This is a genomic window from Bacillus sp. YBsi01, assembly GCF_038406745.1.
GTDB lineage: Bacteria > Bacillota > Bacilli > Bacillales > Bacillaceae > Bacillus > Bacillus siamensis.
On sequence record NZ_CP151679.1, the window covers coordinates 507,415 to 525,295 of the forward strand.

The window sequence follows — 17,881 nt, forward strand, 5'->3', positions numbered from 1 at the left end:
TCATGGCACAAAAAACATTTAAAGTAACAGCAGATTCCGGAATCCACGCTCGTCCTGCGACAGTTCTTGTACAGACTGCAAGCAAATATGATGCTGACGTAAACTTAGAATATAACGGCAAAACAGTAAACCTTAAGTCTATCATGGGCGTTATGTCTCTAGGTATCGCTAAAGGCGCTGAAATCACAATTTCCGCTGCAGGCGCTGACGAAAACGACGCTCTTAACGCTTTAGAAGAAACAATGAAAAGCGAAGGACTCGGCGAGTAATGCAAGAATTAAAAGGAATAGGCGCTTCAGCCGGAATTGCGATTGCAAAAGCATACCGGCTTGAAGAGCCGGACTTAACGGTTGAAAAGAAAAACATTGCTGATGCTGCGGCTGAAGTAAGCCGTTTTGATGAAGCGATTGTACGTTCTAAAGAAGAGCTTGAGAAAATTAAAGAGCATGCTTTAAAAGAACTGGGACAAGACAAAGCTGATATTTTCTCCGCGCACCTTTTGGTTCTGAGTGATCCTGAGCTGTTAAACCCGGTAAAGGAAAAAATCAGCACAGATTCAGTTAATGCGGAATTCGCTTTGAAAGAAACGGCTTCCATGTTCGTGACCATGTTTGAATCAATGGATAACGAATACATGAAAGAGCGTGCGGCGGATATCCGTGACGTAACAAAACGTGTGACAGGCCACCTGCTGGGCGTGGAAATTCCGAACCCGAGCATGATCTCAGAAGAGGTTGTCATCGTGGCTGAAGATTTGACACCGTCTGATACGGCGCAATTAAACCGTCAGTTTGTAAAAGGTTTTACAACTGATATCGGCGGACGCACTTCACACTCCGCAATCATGGCCCGTTCGCTTGAAATCCCGGCTGTTGTCGGAACAAAAGCGGCTACAGGCACAATTGAAAACGGTGTTATGGTGATCGTAGACGGCATCGATGGTGATGTGATCATCGATCCTTCCAGTGAAACATTAAAGAAATATGAAGAAAAGCACAGTGCCTACCTGGCGCAAAAAGCTGAATGGGCTAAGCTCGTCAATGAACCGACTGTTTCAAAAGACGGCCATCATGTAGAGCTTGCCGCAAACATCGGCACCCCTGATGATGTAAAAGGCGTTCTTGAAAACGGAGGAGAAGCTGTAGGGCTTTACCGTACGGAATTCCTTTACATGGGACGCGACCAGCTTCCGACAGAAGACGAGCAATTCGACGCTTATAAGACGGTTCTTGAGCGTATGGAAGGAAAATCAGTAGTCGTGCGGACATTGGATATCGGCGGCGACAAAGAGCTTCCTTACCTGCAGCTTCCTAAAGAAATGAACCCGTTTTTGGGCTACAGAGCCATCCGCCTTTGCCTTGAAGAACAAGAAATCTTCAGAACTCAGCTGCGTGCGCTGCTTCGTGCAAGTACATACGGAAACTTAAAAATCATGTTCCCGATGATTGCGACAGTAAACGAGTTTAAACAGGCGAAAGCGATTCTTCTTGAAGAAAAAGAAAAACTCGTCAAAGCCGGCGTAACGGTTTCTGACGATATTGAAGTCGGTATGATGGTAGAGATTCCGTCTACAGCCGTTATCGCAGATCAGTTTGCCACAGAAGTTGACTTCTTCAGTATCGGAACAAATGACTTGATCCAATACACAATGGCTGCTGACCGCATGAACGAGCGCGTGGCTTATCTGTATCAGCCATACAATCCGGCGATTCTCCGTCTTATTACGCTTGTCATTGAAGCCGCTCACAAAGAGGGCAAATGGGTCGGCATGTGCGGAGAAATGGCAGGAGACGAAATTGCGATTCCGATTCTTCTCGGCTTAGGCTTAGATGAGTTCTCAATGAGCGCTACATCCATCCTTCCGGCAAGAACGCAGATCAGCAAGCTTTCTAAAAAAGAAGCTGAATCATTCAAAGAAACAATCTTGTCTATGAGCACGACTGAAGAGGTTGTCGCATTCGTTAAAGAAACTTTCAATAAGTAATACAACAGCCAGACGGTGTAAGCCGTCTGGTTTTTTTCATATTCGGAAAAAAGGGGGGAACAATAACTTTCAACAGGAGGGATTATCATGACAAAATCATTTGGAGCGGGGGATACGGTCTACGTCATTTACCGTAATCCGCATGCCGCCAATGTTGCCCATATTAAAGAGGCGGAGATCGTTCATCACCCATACCATGAGGGGGAACTGTCTCTTTTTTTACACGAAACCTATCATCCGCTGGCCGAAGATGATGCGGTCTTTTCGACATATGAAGAAGCGGAAGCGCTTTACAGCGAGCTTTTTGAAGAAGATCGGCACCACTGATCAAAGGAAATGTTTACAACGCATATTCACTCTCTTTTGGACGGAAAGTAACAACATGAGACTATGTAAAGGGAGTGTCTGTCTATGCTGAAGCCATTTGTTCCCCAGCTTGTTTATATTGAACCGCGAGCGCTTGAATACCCGCTAGGACAAGAGCTTAAAAATAAGTTTGAAAACATGGGGCTTGAAATCAGAGAAACGACATCGCATAATCAAGTCCGGAATATTCCGGGGAAAAATCATTTGCAGCAATACCGGAACGCGAAATCAACCTTGGTGATCGGCGTCCGGAAAACATTGAAATTCGATTCTTCAAAGCCATCCGCCGAATATGCCATTCCGTTTGCGACGGGCTGTATGGGGCATTGCCACTATTGCTATCTGCAGACGACGATGGGGTCAAAGCCTTACATCCGGACATATGTCAATGTGGAAGAGATTCTGGATCAGGCCGATGAGTATATGAAAGAACGGGCGCCGGACTTTACAAGATTTGAAGCCTCTTGTACGTCTGATATCGTCGGAATTGATCATTTGACACATACATTAAAAAGAGCCATTGAGCATTTCGGACAAAGCGAATTGGGAAAGCTCAGATTTGTGACCAAATTTCATCATGTCGATCACTTGCTTGATGCGAAGCATAACGGAAAGACAAGATTCAGATTCAGCATCAATGCGGATTATGTCATTAAAAACTTTGAACCGGGAACTTCTCCGCTCGACAAACGGATTGAAGCCGCCGTTAAAGTCGCTAAAGCGGGCTATCCCCTCGGTTTCATCGTGGCGCCCATTTATATTCATGATGGCTGGGAGGAAGGCTATAAGGAACTGTTTGAGAAGCTGGATGCGGCACTTGATGAAGATGTTCGGCATGACATTACATTTGAACTGATCCAGCACCGTTTTACAAAACCGGCCAAACGGGTGATCGAGAAGAACTATCCGAAAACAAAGCTTGAACTGGATGAAGAAAAGCGAAGATACAAATGGGGACGTTACGGAATCGGCAAATATATATACCAAAAGGACGAAGAACATGCCTTAAGGGAAACGCTCGAGTCTTATATCGAAACCTATTTTCCGAAAGCGAAAATCGAATATTTTACGTAAGGCGGAGCTGTCGGCATGACGGCTCTTTTTTTTGCTGCGCCAAATGACGGAAATTTTTGATATTTATTTCAAGGTTTATTCATTTTCTTGGCCGAAAGACCGATATAACTCTCAGGAGGGGATGGTTATGTTTAAAAAAATGCATATCAAAATTGCTGTGTTTGTATCGGCAATGCTTATCGTAACGGTTGTTTTTTTAACGGTATCTTCATATTTGACATTAAAGCCGATGATGACAGATGAAGCAAAACGCACGACAGAAAATGTCACCAATTCACTCGGTCAGAACATTGAGCTTCAGCTGAAAAATGATGAGACTGTATTATTGAGATTAGCAGGCGGTGAATTGTCCCGCACGTTTTTAACAGATGGGAATAAAGAAACCGCGCGGCTCTTTAACGATGAGTTAAAGCAGATCGGGCAGAATGACAAATATGTCGCGCTTGCATACGTCGGAACCGCAGACAAACAAATGTTTACATATCCGAAGGCTGACTTTGCCAAAGACTATGATCCGACAAATAGAACGTGGTATAAAATGGCGGCCGAAAAACCCGATACGGTTGTCTGGACTGAGCCTTATAAAGATGCTGTGACAGGAGATATGATCGTGACGGCTTCAAAAGCCATTCAAAACAGCGGAACCGTCATCGGAGTGGCGAGCTTAGATTTGAAGCTGTCATCCATTCAGAGCATGGTCAATCAGCAAAAGGTTCCGTATAAAGGATTTGCGTTTTTAGCGGATGAAAACGGTTCTCTTCTGGCGCATCCGTCAAAACAGGGGAAAAATATTTCGGAAGATCAGGCGTTAAAAGACATCAGCTCAGACAAAGAAGGCATCAAAGAGCTGCAGGGGAATATGGTCGTCTATCAAACGATAAAAGAAACAGGATGGAAAGTCGGAACGCAGTTTGAAAAAGATCAGCTGATGGGAGTAGCCGACAAAATGAATACAGTGAGTATTTTTATGTCACTGATCGCCCTTGTGATTACGATCGGGCTCAGTTATTTCCTTGCGAAAACGATAACCGGGCCGATTCAGCAGCTGATCGCCAAAACAAATTCGGTCTCAGCGGGAGATTTAACCGTCCGCGCCCAGACTAAATCAAAAGATGAAGTAGGCGAATTAACAAAAGACTTTAACCAAATGGTTGAAAATATGAAAGAAATGGTCGAACAGGTCAAGACTTCTTCAGAAAAAGTGTCCGATACATCAAACCAATTAACCGTCATTTCACAAGAGACAAATGAAACGAGCGGACAAATCGCAAAAGCGATAGAGGAAGTCGCCGCCGGAGCGACAGAGCAAGCGTCAGAGGTTGAGACGATCAATGAAAAATCTGAAAATCTCTCAGTCAAAATAAGAGGAATCGCTGATCGCGCGGGGAGCATAAAACAACTCTCAAAATCTTCAGAGGACGCCAGCTACAAAGGCCTGGATGCGCTCGGCCAGCTGCTGATGAAGTCAAATGAAGCCAATTCAGAAACGAAAAAAGTAGAGGCCATGCTGACTGACCTGGAAAACCAAACGAAAAACATAGAGGAAGTCGTAACGGCAATATCCGCCATTTCGGACCAGACGAATCTCTTGGCGCTGAATGCGAGTATTGAAGCCGCAAGAGCGGGAGAAAGCGGACGGGGTTTTGCCGTCGTCGCTGAAGAAGTCCGCAAGCTTGCTGAACAATCAGCTCTTTCCTCCGGCCATATCAGTGAGACGGTCCGGCTGATTCAATCAGAGACGAAAGAAGCGTCGCACGCAATGATCGAGGCAAGCAGAATGAATGATGAACAAAACAGCGCCATTCATGAAACGGGCGAAGTGCTCAATCTGATTACGACGGAAATGCAGTCTCTCGTTCAAGGAATAGATCATATTTACAATGACATTCAAAAAATGAGTGAAGAACAAGCCGCGATCCAAGAAGCGATTCAAAGCATCTCCGCCATTTCTCAAGAATCAGCGGCAGCCGCGGAAGAAGTGAATGCTTCAACTGATGAACAGCTCGTTACGCTTGAAAAAGTGAAGCAATCGACCGACATGTTAAAGAGCGCGAGCGAAGATCTGATCAGCGCCATTTCTAAATTCACCTTGTAACGCGGACTCTATCAGCCTGTCATATGGTAATATAGACATAAAAGAGTGATATATGAATCGCAGCAGGGGAGGAAAGCGCAGTGAACAAAACGGTCGGATTTATCGGTTTAGGTGTCATGGGAAACAGTATGGCATCGCACATTTTAGAAGCGGGCTATCCTGTTTTAGTCTACACGCGGACGAAACAAAAAGCGGAAGAGATTGTGAATAAGGGAGCGGTCTGGCAGGAGACGGTCAAAGACCTTTCGGAGAAAGCTGACATCGTTATTACCATGGTCGGCTATCCGAGTGATGTCGAGGAAATCTATCTCGGTGAAAACGGCATTCTCCGTCATGCAAAAGAAGGGGCGTTTGTCATTGACATGACGACATCAAAACCGTCTCTGGCGAAGAAGATTGCGGAGAAAGCCAAAGAAAAATCGATTCACGCCCTGGATGCACCCGTTTCCGGCGGTGACATCGGCGCCCAAAACGGAACGCTTGCCATTATGGCCGGAGGAGAAAAAGAAGCGTTTGAAGCATGTCTGCCGCTTTTCTCCGTAATGGGGGAAAATATTCAGTATCAAGGGCCGGCAGGGAGCGGCCAGCATACGAAAATGTGCAACCAGATCGCGATTGCAGCGGGAATGGTCGGAGTGGCTGAAGCGATGGCTTACGCTGAAAAATCCGGTCTGAACCCGGAACAAGTGCTGAAAAGCATTACAACCGGAGCTGCCGGAAGCTGGTCATTGTCCAACCTCGCTCCCCGTATGCTGAAAGGCGATTTTGCACCCGGATTCTACGTGAAACACTTTATTAAAGACATGGGAATTGCTCTTGAAGAAGCGGAGCTCATGGGAGAAGAAATGCCCGGATTGGCGCTGGCCAAATCATTATACGACAAGCTTTCCGCGCAAGGAGAAGAAAACAGCGGGACTCAAAGCATTTATAAGCTTTGGGTGAAATAAAAAAGATTGCCCGCAGGGGCAATCTTTTTTATTTATTTTCCGATGAATTGCTGTGTCCAGATGTTTCCTGATTCTACATAACCGACACCGATTTGAGTGAACTCAGGGTTCAGGATGTTCTTTCTGTGGCCTTCACTGTTCATCCAAGCTTTGACGACAGCTTCAGGAGTCGGCTGCCCTTTGGCGATGTTTTCACCGGCAGTTTTATAAGTGATTCCGAAAGATTTCATCATATCGAAAGGTGAACCGTAAGTCGGGCTTTGGTGATCGAAATAGTTTTTGTCTTTCATATCTTGTGATTTTGCGTGAGCTGATTTGCTTAGTTTATCATCAATCTGCAGAGGTTTTAAGCCTTGCTTTTGTCTCTCTGCGTTTGTCAATTCAACGACTTTCTTTTCATACGCACTGACAGATGAAGGAGTTTTCTCGCTGCTGTTGTTTGTGTTATCTGTCTGTTTTGCATTGTCAGCCGTCTGGTTTTGATCGGCTTTCGGTTTTTCAGCAGCTGCCGGAGCCGTTTTTGCAGGTGTTTCTTTTTGAACGTCTTTAACTGTCATATCAGAATGCTTTGCGTGTTTTTGCAGCTGCTGTTTCAGTTCTTTCTCATTTTTAAAGCTCAGCTGTTTCGCGCTCTTTTTCATATGTAGTTTTTCAACAGCCTCTTGAAGAGTCAGATGCTGTACGGTGTTTCCTTTTTTCACAGTAACGACGTGCTGGCATGACAGCTCTTTGGCAGATGCCTGCTGAATGCCTCCGAATGTTATCAAACTGACTGCCGCGGCGGCAGATAAGAGAAATGCTTTCTTCATAAGTTTATAGCCTCCCAGAGAAGTTGTTTTTTTCTACATGAAAAATCTTATCACAGCTTTTTTGTCATAATGCAGGCATTCATTTCCTTTGACAACAATCTCTTGTCATAATTGTAATTGAGCATAGAAAAATGGCTTTATATCAGGAGAAACGATCTGTATTTATATTTTAAAATCCGTTACATTACTTCAAGTTATTTGAAGTGTTAGATATTTTTTAAGATAATTTGATCTTGACAGTTTTTTTTACCCGTTTTCGCTGTAACAACTTTTACAAAAATGTTACAATTAAAATCTGTTTATGTAAATATATTCAATGATTTGAGAGGTGTAACAGAAAGTGGCTGAAGTCGCGCGTGAACCAAAGAAAAAAACGAAACGTTACAGAGCGCTGAGAATGAATCTCTATTTTTTAGTTGTTTTCCTTCTCTTTACGGCACTGATTTTTAAACTCGGCATCGTCCAGATTGTCGAAGGGGATAAACACCGCCAGGATGCGGAGAAGGCAAATGCAAAAACCGCCTATTACCCGACACCGCGGGGAAAGATGTATGACAAGCGGAACAGAGTGGCGGTTGATAACCAGGCTGTGCCTGAAATTGTATACGTTTCTACCTCCAAAACCTCGGCAAAGGACAAATTGAAAACGGCAAAAAATCTCGCCGCACTGATCCATATTGATACTGAATTTATGAAGGATCGAAATATCATTGATTACTGGCTTGCCGCACATCCGAAGAAGGCGGAAAAGCTTATGAAGGATTCGGAAAACAGCCTGAAATCCCAAGAAGTGTACAAACGCCAGATTGAACGCGTCCCGAAACAGGAGATTGATGCGATTAAAAAAGATAAAAAAGAGCTGCAAATCGCGGCGATTTATACGCGTTTTTCAAGCGGCAACGCCTATCAGCCGCAAGTCGTCAAATCAATGGACCCGAATAAGCTGAACGGAAACGGAAACAGCGGTTCACTGCTTGACGAACATGAAAACAACAAACAGAAACCGAAAAGCGACCTGACATATGAAGAAGTTTCCGTCGTATCCGAGCACTTGAAAGAGCTCCCCGGCATTGACGTAATCAATGACTGGACGCGGAAATATCCGTACGACAAAACGCTGTACTCTCTGTTCGGCGGTGTGACGACACCGGAACAGGGATTGTTGGGCGAACGGAAAGATTATTATGTCACAAGAGGTTATTCACTGAATGACCGGGTGGGAAAAAGCTACATTGAATATCAGTATGAAGACTATTTAAACGCACATAAAGAAAAAGTAGAGTATGTGGAAAACAGCAAAGGTGAAGTCGTCAGCCAAAAGCCCGTCGATGAAGGCAGCAGAGGCTACGATCTGCAGCTCTCGCTCGATATGGAATTACAGTCGAAAGTTGAAAAAGTCATTGAAAAAGAGCTGAGAAGAAGCCGCGCCGCCGGCAACTATATGGTTGACAGAGGATTTGCCGTCATGATGGACCCGAACAACGGGGATATTCTCTCAATGGCGGGGAAACGCATTGATCTCGAAACAAATAAAACACAGGATTTTGCGATCGGAGCATTTACGACCCAATATGAGATGGGCTCCTCCGTTAAAGGAGCGACTGTTCTTGCTGGTTACCAAAGCGGCCTCCCGCATTATAAAACGTTTGTCGATGCACCGCTTGTATTTAAAGGCGACACGAAAAAACAATCGTGGACACAAATGGGAGCCATTACTGAGCTGACCGCGCTGCAAAGAAGTTCAAACGTATATATGTTTCATGTGGCCATGCATATAGCCGGCATACCCTACGTTCCGCACGGCACACTGCCTGCCGGATTAGACGATATTAAAAAAATGCGCAACTACTACGCCCAATTCGGCCTGGGTGTCAAAACCGGGATTGATCTTCCTCAGGAATCAGCGGGAATGCAGTCAAATCCGCAATTGGTCGGGGGATTGCTGCTGGATTTTGCGATCGGACAGTTTGATACATATACGCCGCTTCAAATGGCTCAATATATTTCGGCCATCGCAAACGGCGGATATCGCGTCCAGCCTCGGATTGTCACAAGCATTCATGAACCGGACAGCAAAAACAAGCTTGGAAAAGCGATTGAACAGCGCGATATTAAAGTTTTGAACAAAGTAAATAACAGCCCGAGCGATTTTGATCAAGTTCATAAAGGAATGAAATTGGTCACAAGTTCACCTCAAGGAACGGCTTATTCAACATTCCAAGGTTCCGGCGCTGATGTTTCCGGAAAAACGGGAACCGCGCAGACGCACTATTACGGCACGAACAAAAACTGGTGGGGGAAAGAAACGTATAACCTGACTTTTGTCGGCTATTATCCGTCAGAACATCCACGAGTGGCATTCAGTGTCGTCGTACCGACTGTTCAGGATGATCACGATCCCGTCAGTAAAAACATTGCCAAAGGAGCAGTTGACGCTTACAAGGAGCTTGAAAAGAAATACAATAAAAAATAACAAATGAAAGGGCGGCCGAACATATTCGTGCGCCCTTTCTTTCATACAGGAAAATTGACGTTCACAATAAGAATAGAAGGAGAATGCTCATTTTTTAGCGAATCAATCTAGTGGAAATTCTTTTTATATCAGTCCGTGACCAGCCTGCAGTGCGAGTAAAATGCAAAGGAGGGATTCTGTGGAACAGGATACTCAGCATGTCAGACAGCTTCAATCGAAAACCGATCTTCATGCCGTTTTGACGTCTAATGGGCGTATTATGTATATTTCTGCAAACTGCAAATCGTATTTCAGTTATTCCCAGGAAGAAATGATCGGATCGTTTCTCAAAACGTTCCTGCATGAGGAAGATCAATTTTTGGTTGAAAGTTACTTCTACAATGAGCATCATTTAATGCCTTGCACCTTTCGCCTTATTAAAAAAGATCATACCATCGTTTGGCTTGAAGCAGGTGTGGAAATTGTCACACCGCAAATGGAGGGGACAGATCGGGAAATTATCCTTAAAATCAAGGTGCTTGAGGAGAAGACACCGTGCAGGTCTTATATGTATGAACAAAAGAAGCAAAAGGCGGAACAACAGTCAGCAGAAGCGGCTGGAAACGGCGAATTTGAGCGTCTTGTTGAAACGCTGCCGAATCCTCTATACGTCAGTATCAACGGCACAATCGCCTACGCCAATAACGCGATGCTTGCCATGCTGGGAGCCGACAGCAAAGATGAGGTGATCGGCAGACGCTCTTATGAGTTTATCGAAGAAGAGTATCATGACATTGTGAAAAACCGAATTGTGCGGATGCAAAAAGGGATGGAAGTCGGAATGATTGAACAGACGTGGAGAAGGCTTGACGGCACGCCCATTCATTTAGAAGTGAAGGCGGCGCCGACGACATATAAAAATCAGCGGGCGGAATTACTGCTTCTGATTGATATTTCTTCACGGAAAAAATTCCAGACGATCCTTCAAAAAAGCAGAGAGCGTTATCAGCTCCTCATTCAGAATTCAATTGATACGATCGCCGTGATTCACAATGACAAATGGGTATTCATGAATGAGTCGGGCATTTCGCTTTTTGAAGCCGAAACCTATGAAGATTTAATCGGAAAAAACATCTATGATCAGCTTCATCCCTGTGATCATGACGACGTGAAACAGCGGATTCAACATATTATCGACCGAAAGACCGAGTCCGAAATCATTAAACAATCGTGGTTTACTTTTAAAAACCGGCTGATCTATACGGAAATGGTCTGCATTCCGACGACGTTTTTCGGAGAAACGGCCGTGCAGGTCATTTTGCGTGACATTTCTGAGCGGAAGCAGACGGAGGAATTAATGCTGAAGTCGGAAAAGCTGTCTATCGCAGGGCAGCTGGCGGCGGGAATCGCTCACGAAATCCGCAACCCGCTGACGGCGATCAAAGGATTTTTACAGCTCATGAAGCCGACGATGGAAGAAAACGAACATTATTTTGACATTGTGTTTTCTGAACTGAGCAGAATCGAATTAATTTTAAGTGAACTTTTAATGCTTGCCAAACCTCAGCATAACGCAGTGAAAGAGCGTGTAAACTTAAAGAAAATTATAAGTGAGGTAACCGCTCTTTTAGAGACGCAGGCAAATCTTAAAGGGATTTTCATCAAAACGGATTACGAACGGGACAGCATGTTTATTAACGGTGATCAAAATCAGCTGAAGCAGGTGTTTATCAATCTGATAAAAAATGCCGTTGAGTCGATGCCTGATGGGGGAACGGTCCACATTCTCATGACAGAAGATGAGTATTCCGTCAATGTGACGATCAAAGACGAGGGTGACGGGATACCGGAAAACGTGCTGAAACGAATAGGCGAACCGTTTCTGACAACGAAAGAAAAAGGAACCGGCCTGGGGCTGATGGTCACATTCAACCTTATTAAAAACCATCAGGGAGCCATCCAAGTAGACAGCAAACCGGATAAAGGCACTGCTTTTCACATTACATTCCCGAAACAATAAAAAACAACGGCGTAATGCCGTTGTTTAAATAGTCTGCATGGATTCTCTCGTTTTTAAAATAAATGCTTCCAGCCGGTCCAAACCTTCTCTCAATGTATCCAGTGAATATGCGAATGACAGCCTCACATACCCTTCACCCAACTTTGAAAACGAGCTGCCGGGCACTAGAGCCACACCTGCATCCTCTAAAAGAGCCATACTAAAATCAAACGATGACATTCCGAATGACTTAATGGAAGGGAAGATATAAAATGCGCCTGACGGCTTTACGACGTCAAGCCCCATTGACACAAGACGGTCATATACATAATCAAGCCGCTTTTTATACTGTTCTCTCATAATAAGCGCATCATCAACGCCGTTTGTCACCGCTTCAAGCGCCGCTTTCTGGGAGATCGAGGACGCGCAGGTCACACTGTACTGGTGAACTTTTAAGATGTGCTTGGCAATGTCTTTCGGTGCGAAAATGAAACCGATTCTCCAGCCCGTCATGCTGTGTGATTTTGACAGCCCGTTGATCACGATCGTCTGGTCTCTCAAAAAAGACGCGATTGAGTAATGCGGTCTGTCATAGGTTAATTCGCTGTAAATCTCATCCGACAGTACAAAAACATTTCTGCCTTTCAGCACGGCCGCGATGTTTTTCAGCTCTTCTTCTGACAATGTCACTCCGGTCGGATTTGACGGATAAGGAAGAATGACGCATTTTGTTTTAGGCGTCAGCGATTCTTCAATGAGCCGCGCCGTCAGCTTAAATCCGTGTGTCGTCGTATCCACATGAACGGGAACGGCGCCGGACATGCGGATAATCGGTTCATAGCCGGGATAAATCGGTCCGGGCAGAATGACTTCATCGCCGGGAGATAAAATCGTCCGCAAAGACGCGTCAATCGCTTGGCTCGCCCCGGTTGTGACGATGATTTCTGTTTCGGCTTCATAATTCAGATCCGCTTTTTTCTTCATATAAAGCTGTACGGCCTGTCTCAGCTCAAGACCGCCCGCATTCGGAGTATACGCCGTAGCGTTCTCGTCGATTGCTTTTTTGGCCGCCGCTTTGACATGGTGCGGCGTGAAGAAATCCGGCTGGCCGATCGTAAGCGAAATCACATTATCATGCTGAGCTACAAGATTTGAGAATTTGCGAATTCCTGAAATTTCAATTTCTTTTACATTCGGATTAAGCAAATGTTCCATAATTCATCACCTTATACTATATATTGAGTTTATCCTATTTTACCACTAGCTGAGCATTTGTCATCTATTTAAGTGAACTATCCCGAGTATATGTCCGATATGTGAAAACATACCTTCTTTCAGAAAAAAATAAGACAACCAGCTGAAATGATTGTCTTCATTGTATCATGATCTATCTATTGTGATATGTGGCGAATGTCATTAATACCCGTATTCAAAGCTGATGTTTTCCCGCCATACGATATACGGAGCGGGCTTATCGGAACACTCATTCGCTTCTTTTTTCATTTGCAGGTAAGCCGTTTTGCTGATATCTTCTAACACCGTCATTTGATCTTGGTCGAATATAACTACTGTACCCATTTATTACACCCTTCTTCCTGAAAAATCCTTGACTATTTTACCACTCGATGTCAAAAAGTCAATGGGATATCGGAAAAAAGAATCTTTTTATAAAGAGTTAATGGCCAGTTGGCCTGAATACATTCACTTTTTCCGTTTACAGCCGATATAAACAGTACAATACTGAATGCGGATAGCGAGGGATTGAATTGTCTTTACAACAATACGATATTTTATTGGATTCAGGCACAAATGAATTAGAAATCGTCAAATTTGAAGTAGGCGTCAATACATTTGGCATAAATGTGATGAAAGTCCGGGAAATCATTCAGCCGGTAGATGTCACATCTGTGCCCCAGTCTCACAAAGACGTAGAAGGGATGATTAAGCTGAGAGGCGAAATTCTTCCCGTCATCAGCCTGTATACCTTTTTCGGCGTTGATGCCGAAGGGGCAAAAGACGATAAATATATCGTGACGGAATTCAACAAGCGGAAAATCGTCTTTCACGTCGGTTCCGTATCACAGATCCACAGGGTGTCCTGGGAGGCGATTGAAAAGCCGACTTCGCTGAATCAGGGCATGGAGCGGCACTTAACGGGTATCATTAAACTGGAAGACACGATGATCTTTTTACCTGATTATGAAAAGATCATTTACGACATTGAATCGGCATCCGGAGTTGAGACTTACCATGTCCATCAGGAAGGATTTGATGAAAGACGGGCGGGTAAAAAACTGATTATCGTAGAAGATTCGCCGCTTCTGATGCGCCTTTTGACGGATGAACTGACTGAAGCGGGGTACAGTGAAATCGTTACGTTTGAAAATGGAAAAGAAGCGTATGATTATGTCGTGGAATTGACGGATAAAGGAGCAAATCTGTCAGACCATATTGACATGATCATCAGTGACATTGAGATGCCGAAAATGGACGGGCACCGTTTGACGAAGCTCCTTAAGGATAACCCGCAAAGCTCTGACGTGCCGATTATGATCTTTTCGTCCCTGATTACGGATGACCTGCGCCACCGGGGCGAAGTCGTCGGAGCGGATGAACAGATCAGCAAGCCTGAAATCAGCGAGTTAATTAAAAAAGTGGATACGTACGTGATTGAATAGAAAAAAGCCGATGCGTCATGCATCGGCTTTTTTGCGGCGGAATTAAAAATAACTCTCACCAAGTTTTTTAAACACGGGTTTATGATAAGCGGGCTGCTGCCTGTTGGCGGCTAGCGGTTTTTCCTTTAAGCCCACATATTTTTGCAATAAGTTTTTCGCTTTTGTCAAAGACATTTGTGCTTTAGGATTGCGGTACGATTGATTTAACGTACCTAAATGCGGAAGATGCTGGAAGTCTTCTTTTGTTGGAGGCATGTGAAAATAGTAGTCTCCGATAGAGATAAGTACGTCTGACTGCTGTTGGCTAAACCTGGGATTATTTGAAAAGTGAAGCCCTATTTTTTTCCCTTTGCCTTCTTTCACAAGCTTTTGTAATGCCCGTTTTTTCAGCAGATAAAGGTATTTAGGGTTGGGGGCGGTTTTGGCATGGCGGTTCACAGTATAAACAGCTTTTGAAAGATTCTCGATGGTTGGCTGCAGCTCTTTCGAATAAGCGTGGTCGTCCATTATTTCTCTCCTTTGCATTGATCAAGTTCATATATAGATTATACTTTTTTAGCGTTGAAATGCAAATATTGAATATAAAAATACGCCTTTTTCTGATGAAAAGGGCGCATTTTTTTCCTTTATTAGACAGGATTCGCATTTTTTTCAGAATCAGCTTTTAATGATTGCTGCACATCGATTTCCGCCGCCTCGGCGCTGTACTTCGGAAGGGCGATAAAATAGAACACAAATACCGCCAAAATCACGATTCCCATGCCGTAATAAAGGTAATCAATATTGGCAACGAATTTCGGAAATAACAGGGCCACAAGTCCGAGTGTAATCGATTGGGCAAACATCATAAAGGGATCCTGCCAGCCGCTGACCCGGCCCATTATTTTCGGATGAACGATTTTCGGCATCCAGCCGCCGATGGCGATATTGACAGGGCCGATGCACATGCCGAGGACAAAAGCCGCCGCATAATAAATCCACAGCTGATCCGTATAGCCGAGGACAAAAATGAGCAGTCCGGCAGCCAAAATCGGAAGCGACATCAAATGATGCGGTTTGACTTTTTTCGCGATCATCGTTCCGATCACACTTCCGGCAAGTAAACCGAAGCCGAGTGCGACGGTGAAGATGGAAGTGTGTGATTCGTAATGATCGGGCGCAAGTCCGTATTTCATCGTAAACATCGGAAGTACGGCAAAGCCGCCATTGACAAATCCAAAAATAAAAAATCCGAAAATAAGAGAAGCAAGCAATTTGTTTTTAATAATATATACGATCCCTTCTTTAAAATCAGCGACCGAGTCTTTCAGAAACGAATCTCCCCATTTAAAAGGGCCGTTCGGCTGACGGGCTGCTATCGGAATGCGGCAGGCGCGGATCAGAAAGCCTGACACAATAAAGCTGACAAAATCAAGGATAATGGCTCCGTGAACACCGATCGTTTTATACATAAACGCACCCATACCGACGCCGAATACCATAAAGATGCTGAACAGGATCTGGTTAAGTCCCGCTGCTTTCGCATAATGCTCCTTAGGCAGAATAGCTTGTACAAGGCTGGCTTCCGCCGGGAAAAAGAACTTGGTCACGGCGCTTCTGATGAACAAAATACAGAACACGAGAGGAATATTCCCGCTGTATAATGCCGCAAACAATACGATCGTCAGTCCCGCCCTGATCCAGTCACAATTTTCTGCGACCTTTTTCCTGTCAAGCCGGTCAGCTGCGACACCGACAATCAGAAATACGAAAACTGTCGGCAGCGAATACATCAGCTCTGCCAAAGTCGTGTATGCCGGCTGGTTGGCAAAGCGATCGAGCAAGTAAAAAGCGAAAGCCATATTACCTACAGTCGTTCCCATTTGAGAAGCGAGTGCTGCGAAAAATAAACGGACAAAATTGCGATTTTTAAATATATCCATAAACACGCTCCTTACCCTAAAGGTCCCACTGTAATATATTATCATCAGCTCGTTCCATAAACAAATGAGATCTTTCTATCTCATAATCGTCACCCTTGTTCCATTAGGGACGGTAGCGGCAAGTTCAGTGACGTCCTGATTATACATGCGGATGCATCCTTTTGATACCGCTTTGCCGATGGAGGAAGGATTATTTGTCCCGTGAATGCCGTAATGGAGCTTAGAGAGGCTGAGCCAATAAGCGCCGAACGGACCTCCGGGCTTAGGCTGGCGATTCACGATGTAAAATTCCCCGGTCGGCGTGGTCGTCAATATTTTTCCGACTGCGATCGGATACGTACGGATAAGCCTGCCAAGGCGGTATAACTCCAGTTTCTTCGCTCCGATATACACGACAATGGAATAGGGAATAGTGGATGGGTCGGGAAGATTCGGTATGATAATATGCTGTCCCGCATAAATGACCGATTGGATTGAGGGATTTGCCTGAAGGAGAGCGGCCGTGCTTATTCTGAAGTCTTGTGCAATGCTTGAGATGGTTTCTCCTTGTTTCACTTGATAGGTCAGCAGTTTCATCACCCTCCTTTTTGTTCTTTTCCATATACATATTAAGGAGGGGCTGTTTGTGCATCGGGATAAAAGTCTTATTTTTGTACAGTTTTTAATGTGAACAGCGTGATTTCCGGTCTTGCTAAAAATCGATACGGCAGCCTTGTCGTACCGAGCCCGCGATTGACATAAACGGTTGTGTCATGCAGTGTATACATGCCGTCGGTATACGTTTTTCCGTAAGGGGGCGTAATGAGAGGCCCGAAAAACGGAAGCTGCACCTGACCGCCGTGAGTATGTCCCGACAGCTGCAAGTTTACGGGATGTCCGCCGATCTTGAGTGCGGCATCAGGCTCGTGAACGAGTAAAATGGAAAACGCATCTTCGGAAAGACGGGATAGAGTGCCTTCATAATCAGGCTTTCCGAGCATTAAATCATCCAAAGACGCAAGTTCAATCCGGCTCCCATCTGCCAGCTGCACCTGACGATAGCCGTTGCGAAGCACTTGAAAATCAGCCGCTTCCATCAGGGTCTTGTACGTGTTCGTGCCATAGCCTCCGTGGTCATGGTTCCCGTATACACAAAGTTTGCCGAAAGGAGCTTCAAGCCTTTGCAGCACGGCGAGCGCATGCTGATAATCATGATATAAATGCGGCTTATCAATCAAATCTCCCGTAAAGATAAGCAGATCAGGTTTCAGCTGATTGATCTTTTCCGCTGTTTTATTCAAGTCTTCGGTTGTAAACACGTCACTGAGATGCGTATCGCTGAATTGAACGATTTTAAAATTGTCAAAGCCGCGTGGAATCAGGCGGCTGGTAATTGTATGCCGGGTGATTTCAATCATACGCGGTTCAATATATCGGGCATAGCCGTAGCCTCCGCAAGCCGTCGCAAGAGCCGCGCCAAAAATGCTGAATCCTCTTTTTAAAAATGTTCTTCTCGTCATTTTCTCCATATGTAAAACCAACCTTTGTAAGAGTTTTTCTATTATATCATCAGCTT

Annotated in this window: 16 protein-coding genes; 9 read left to right on the forward strand and 7 right to left on the reverse strand. The window is 44.7% G+C overall.

The genetic code is table 11. The annotated features are described in order from the left end of the window. Positions 1 to 2 precede the first annotated feature (2 nt). The 6 genes from AADZ70_RS02930 (at position 3) to AADZ70_RS02955 (ending at position 6,466) form a co-directional block, all read left to right on the forward strand. Complete coding sequence (locus tag AADZ70_RS02930; RefSeq protein ID WP_010334034.1) at positions 3 to 269, forward strand: phosphocarrier protein HPr; 267 nt, start codon at positions 3 to 5, stop codon at positions 267 to 269. Continuing rightward, entirely contained in the window at positions 269 to 1,984 is a 1,716-nt protein-coding gene (ptsP, locus tag AADZ70_RS02935) for a phosphoenolpyruvate--protein phosphotransferase (RefSeq protein WP_095240796.1), read from the forward strand. Before AADZ70_RS02930 ends, ptsP begins: the two co-directional genes overlap by 1 nt. An 87-nt stretch (positions 1,985 to 2,071) precedes the next feature. Beyond that, the gene (locus tag AADZ70_RS02940; protein WP_016936321.1) at positions 2,072 to 2,311 is read left to right on the forward strand and encodes a transcriptional regulator SplA domain-containing protein; all 240 of its coding nucleotides are present in this window, start codon (positions 2,072 to 2,074) and stop codon (positions 2,309 to 2,311) included. Between the two features lie 84 nt (positions 2,312 to 2,395). After that, positions 2,396 to 3,424, forward strand: a complete 1,029-nt coding sequence (splB, locus tag AADZ70_RS02945; protein ID WP_264820061.1) for a spore photoproduct lyase — start codon at positions 2,396 to 2,398, stop codon at positions 3,422 to 3,424. 127 nt (positions 3,425 to 3,551) lie between these two features. Beyond that, a complete protein-coding gene (locus AADZ70_RS02950) occupies positions 3,552 to 5,519 on the forward strand; it encodes a methyl-accepting chemotaxis protein (RefSeq protein ID WP_099744303.1) in 1,968 nt (655 codons plus the stop codon). An 80-nt stretch (positions 5,520 to 5,599) separates the two neighbouring features. Next, the gene (locus AADZ70_RS02955) at positions 5,600 to 6,466 is read left to right on the forward strand and encodes an NAD(P)-dependent oxidoreductase (RefSeq protein ID WP_342007703.1); all 867 of its coding nucleotides are present in this window, start codon (positions 5,600 to 5,602) and stop codon (positions 6,464 to 6,466) included. A 32-nt stretch (positions 6,467 to 6,498) separates the two neighbouring features. On the opposite strand, the gene AADZ70_RS02960 is transcribed toward AADZ70_RS02955, so the two are convergent. Continuing rightward, the gene (locus AADZ70_RS02960; protein ID WP_047475273.1) at positions 6,499 to 7,275 is read right to left on the reverse strand and encodes a CAP domain-containing protein; all 777 of its coding nucleotides are present in this window, start codon (positions 7,273 to 7,275) and stop codon (positions 6,499 to 6,501) included. A gap of 340 nt (positions 7,276 to 7,615) precedes the next feature. On the opposite strand from AADZ70_RS02960, the gene AADZ70_RS02965 reads away from it, so the two are divergent. Together AADZ70_RS02965 and AADZ70_RS02970 are read left to right on the forward strand one after the other, a co-directional pair. Beyond that, on the forward strand, positions 7,616 to 9,748 hold the full coding sequence (locus AADZ70_RS02965) for a penicillin-binding protein 2 (protein ID WP_099744300.1): 2,133 nt from the start codon (positions 7,616 to 7,618) through the stop codon (positions 9,746 to 9,748). Between the two features lie 178 nt (positions 9,749 to 9,926). After that, positions 9,927 to 11,747 (forward strand): PAS domain-containing protein, encoded by a 1,821-nt coding sequence (locus tag AADZ70_RS02970; protein ID WP_016936314.1) that lies wholly within the window; start codon positions 9,927 to 9,929, stop codon positions 11,745 to 11,747. Positions 11,748 to 11,771: 24 nt separating this feature from the next. Here AADZ70_RS02970 and AADZ70_RS02975 read toward each other — a convergent pair whose 3' ends face one another. Beyond that, positions 11,772 to 12,941: an aminotransferase A gene (locus tag AADZ70_RS02975; RefSeq protein ID WP_016936313.1), complete on the reverse strand. Its 1,170-nt coding sequence runs from the start codon at positions 12,939 to 12,941 to the stop codon at positions 11,772 to 11,774. A gap of 201 nt (positions 12,942 to 13,142) precedes the next feature. Beyond that, entirely contained in the window at positions 13,143 to 13,304 is a 162-nt protein-coding gene (locus tag AADZ70_RS02980; RefSeq protein ID WP_099744299.1) for a hypothetical protein, read from the reverse strand. 188 nt (positions 13,305 to 13,492) lie between these two features. On the opposite strand from AADZ70_RS02980, the gene cheV reads away from it, so the two are divergent. Next, complete coding sequence (cheV, locus tag AADZ70_RS02985; protein WP_049628385.1) at positions 13,493 to 14,404, forward strand: chemotaxis protein CheV; 912 nt, start codon at positions 13,493 to 13,495, stop codon at positions 14,402 to 14,404. Positions 14,405 to 14,446: 42 nt separating this feature from the next. Here cheV and AADZ70_RS02990 read toward each other — a convergent pair whose 3' ends face one another. The 4 genes from AADZ70_RS02990 to AADZ70_RS03005 all read right to left on the reverse strand — a co-directional run bounded on the left by AADZ70_RS02990 (position 14,447) and on the right by AADZ70_RS03005 (position 17,834). Continuing rightward, a complete protein-coding gene (locus tag AADZ70_RS02990) occupies positions 14,447 to 14,911 on the reverse strand; it encodes a YkyB family protein (protein ID WP_013352067.1) in 465 nt (154 codons plus the stop codon). 122 nt (positions 14,912 to 15,033) lie between these two features. After that, entirely contained in the window at positions 15,034 to 16,326 is a 1,293-nt protein-coding gene (locus AADZ70_RS02995) for an MFS transporter (protein ID WP_099744298.1), read from the reverse strand. Between the two features lie 75 nt (positions 16,327 to 16,401). Further along, the gene (locus AADZ70_RS03000) at positions 16,402 to 16,896 is read right to left on the reverse strand and encodes a L,D-transpeptidase family protein (protein WP_099744366.1); all 495 of its coding nucleotides are present in this window, start codon (positions 16,894 to 16,896) and stop codon (positions 16,402 to 16,404) included. Positions 16,897 to 16,970: 74 nt separating this feature from the next. Next, positions 16,971 to 17,834: a metallophosphoesterase gene (locus AADZ70_RS03005; protein WP_045926903.1), complete on the reverse strand. Its 864-nt coding sequence runs from the start codon at positions 17,832 to 17,834 to the stop codon at positions 16,971 to 16,973. Between the last annotated feature and the right edge of the window lie 47 nt (positions 17,835 to 17,881).

What these genes read in the sequence shown, in the direction of transcription:
- AADZ70_RS02930 (WP_010334034.1), top strand. Translation starts at nt 3, where the DNA reads ATGGCACAAAAAACATTTAAAGTAACAGCAGATTCCGGAATCCACGCT.
- ptsP (WP_095240796.1), top strand. Translation starts at nt 269, where the DNA reads ATGCAAGAATTAAAAGGAATAGGCGCTTCAGCCGGAATTGCGATTGCA.
- AADZ70_RS02940 (WP_016936321.1), top strand. Translation starts at nt 2,072, where the DNA reads ATGACAAAATCATTTGGAGCGGGGGATACGGTCTACGTCATTTACCGT.
- splB (WP_264820061.1), top strand. Translation starts at nt 2,396, where the DNA reads ATGCTGAAGCCATTTGTTCCCCAGCTTGTTTATATTGAACCGCGAGCG.
- AADZ70_RS02950 (WP_099744303.1), top strand. Translation starts at nt 3,552, where the DNA reads ATGTTTAAAAAAATGCATATCAAAATTGCTGTGTTTGTATCGGCAATG.
- AADZ70_RS02960 (WP_047475273.1), bottom strand. Translation starts at nt 7,275, where the DNA reads ATGAAGAAAGCATTTCTCTTATCTGCCGCCGCGGCAGTCAGTTTGATA.
- AADZ70_RS02975 (WP_016936313.1), bottom strand. Translation starts at nt 12,941, where the DNA reads ATGGAACATTTGCTTAATCCGAATGTAAAAGAAATTGAAATTTCAGGA.
- AADZ70_RS02980 (WP_099744299.1), bottom strand. Translation starts at nt 13,304, where the DNA reads ATGGGTACAGTAGTTATATTCGACCAAGATCAAATGACGGTGTTAGAA.
- AADZ70_RS02990 (WP_013352067.1), bottom strand. Translation starts at nt 14,911, where the DNA reads ATGGACGACCACGCTTATTCGAAAGAGCTGCAGCCAACCATCGAGAAT.
- AADZ70_RS02995 (WP_099744298.1), bottom strand. Translation starts at nt 16,326, where the DNA reads ATGGATATATTTAAAAATCGCAATTTTGTCCGTTTATTTTTCGCAGCA.
- AADZ70_RS03005 (WP_045926903.1), bottom strand. Translation starts at nt 17,834, where the DNA reads ATGGAGAAAATGACGAGAAGAACATTTTTAAAAAGAGGATTCAGCATT.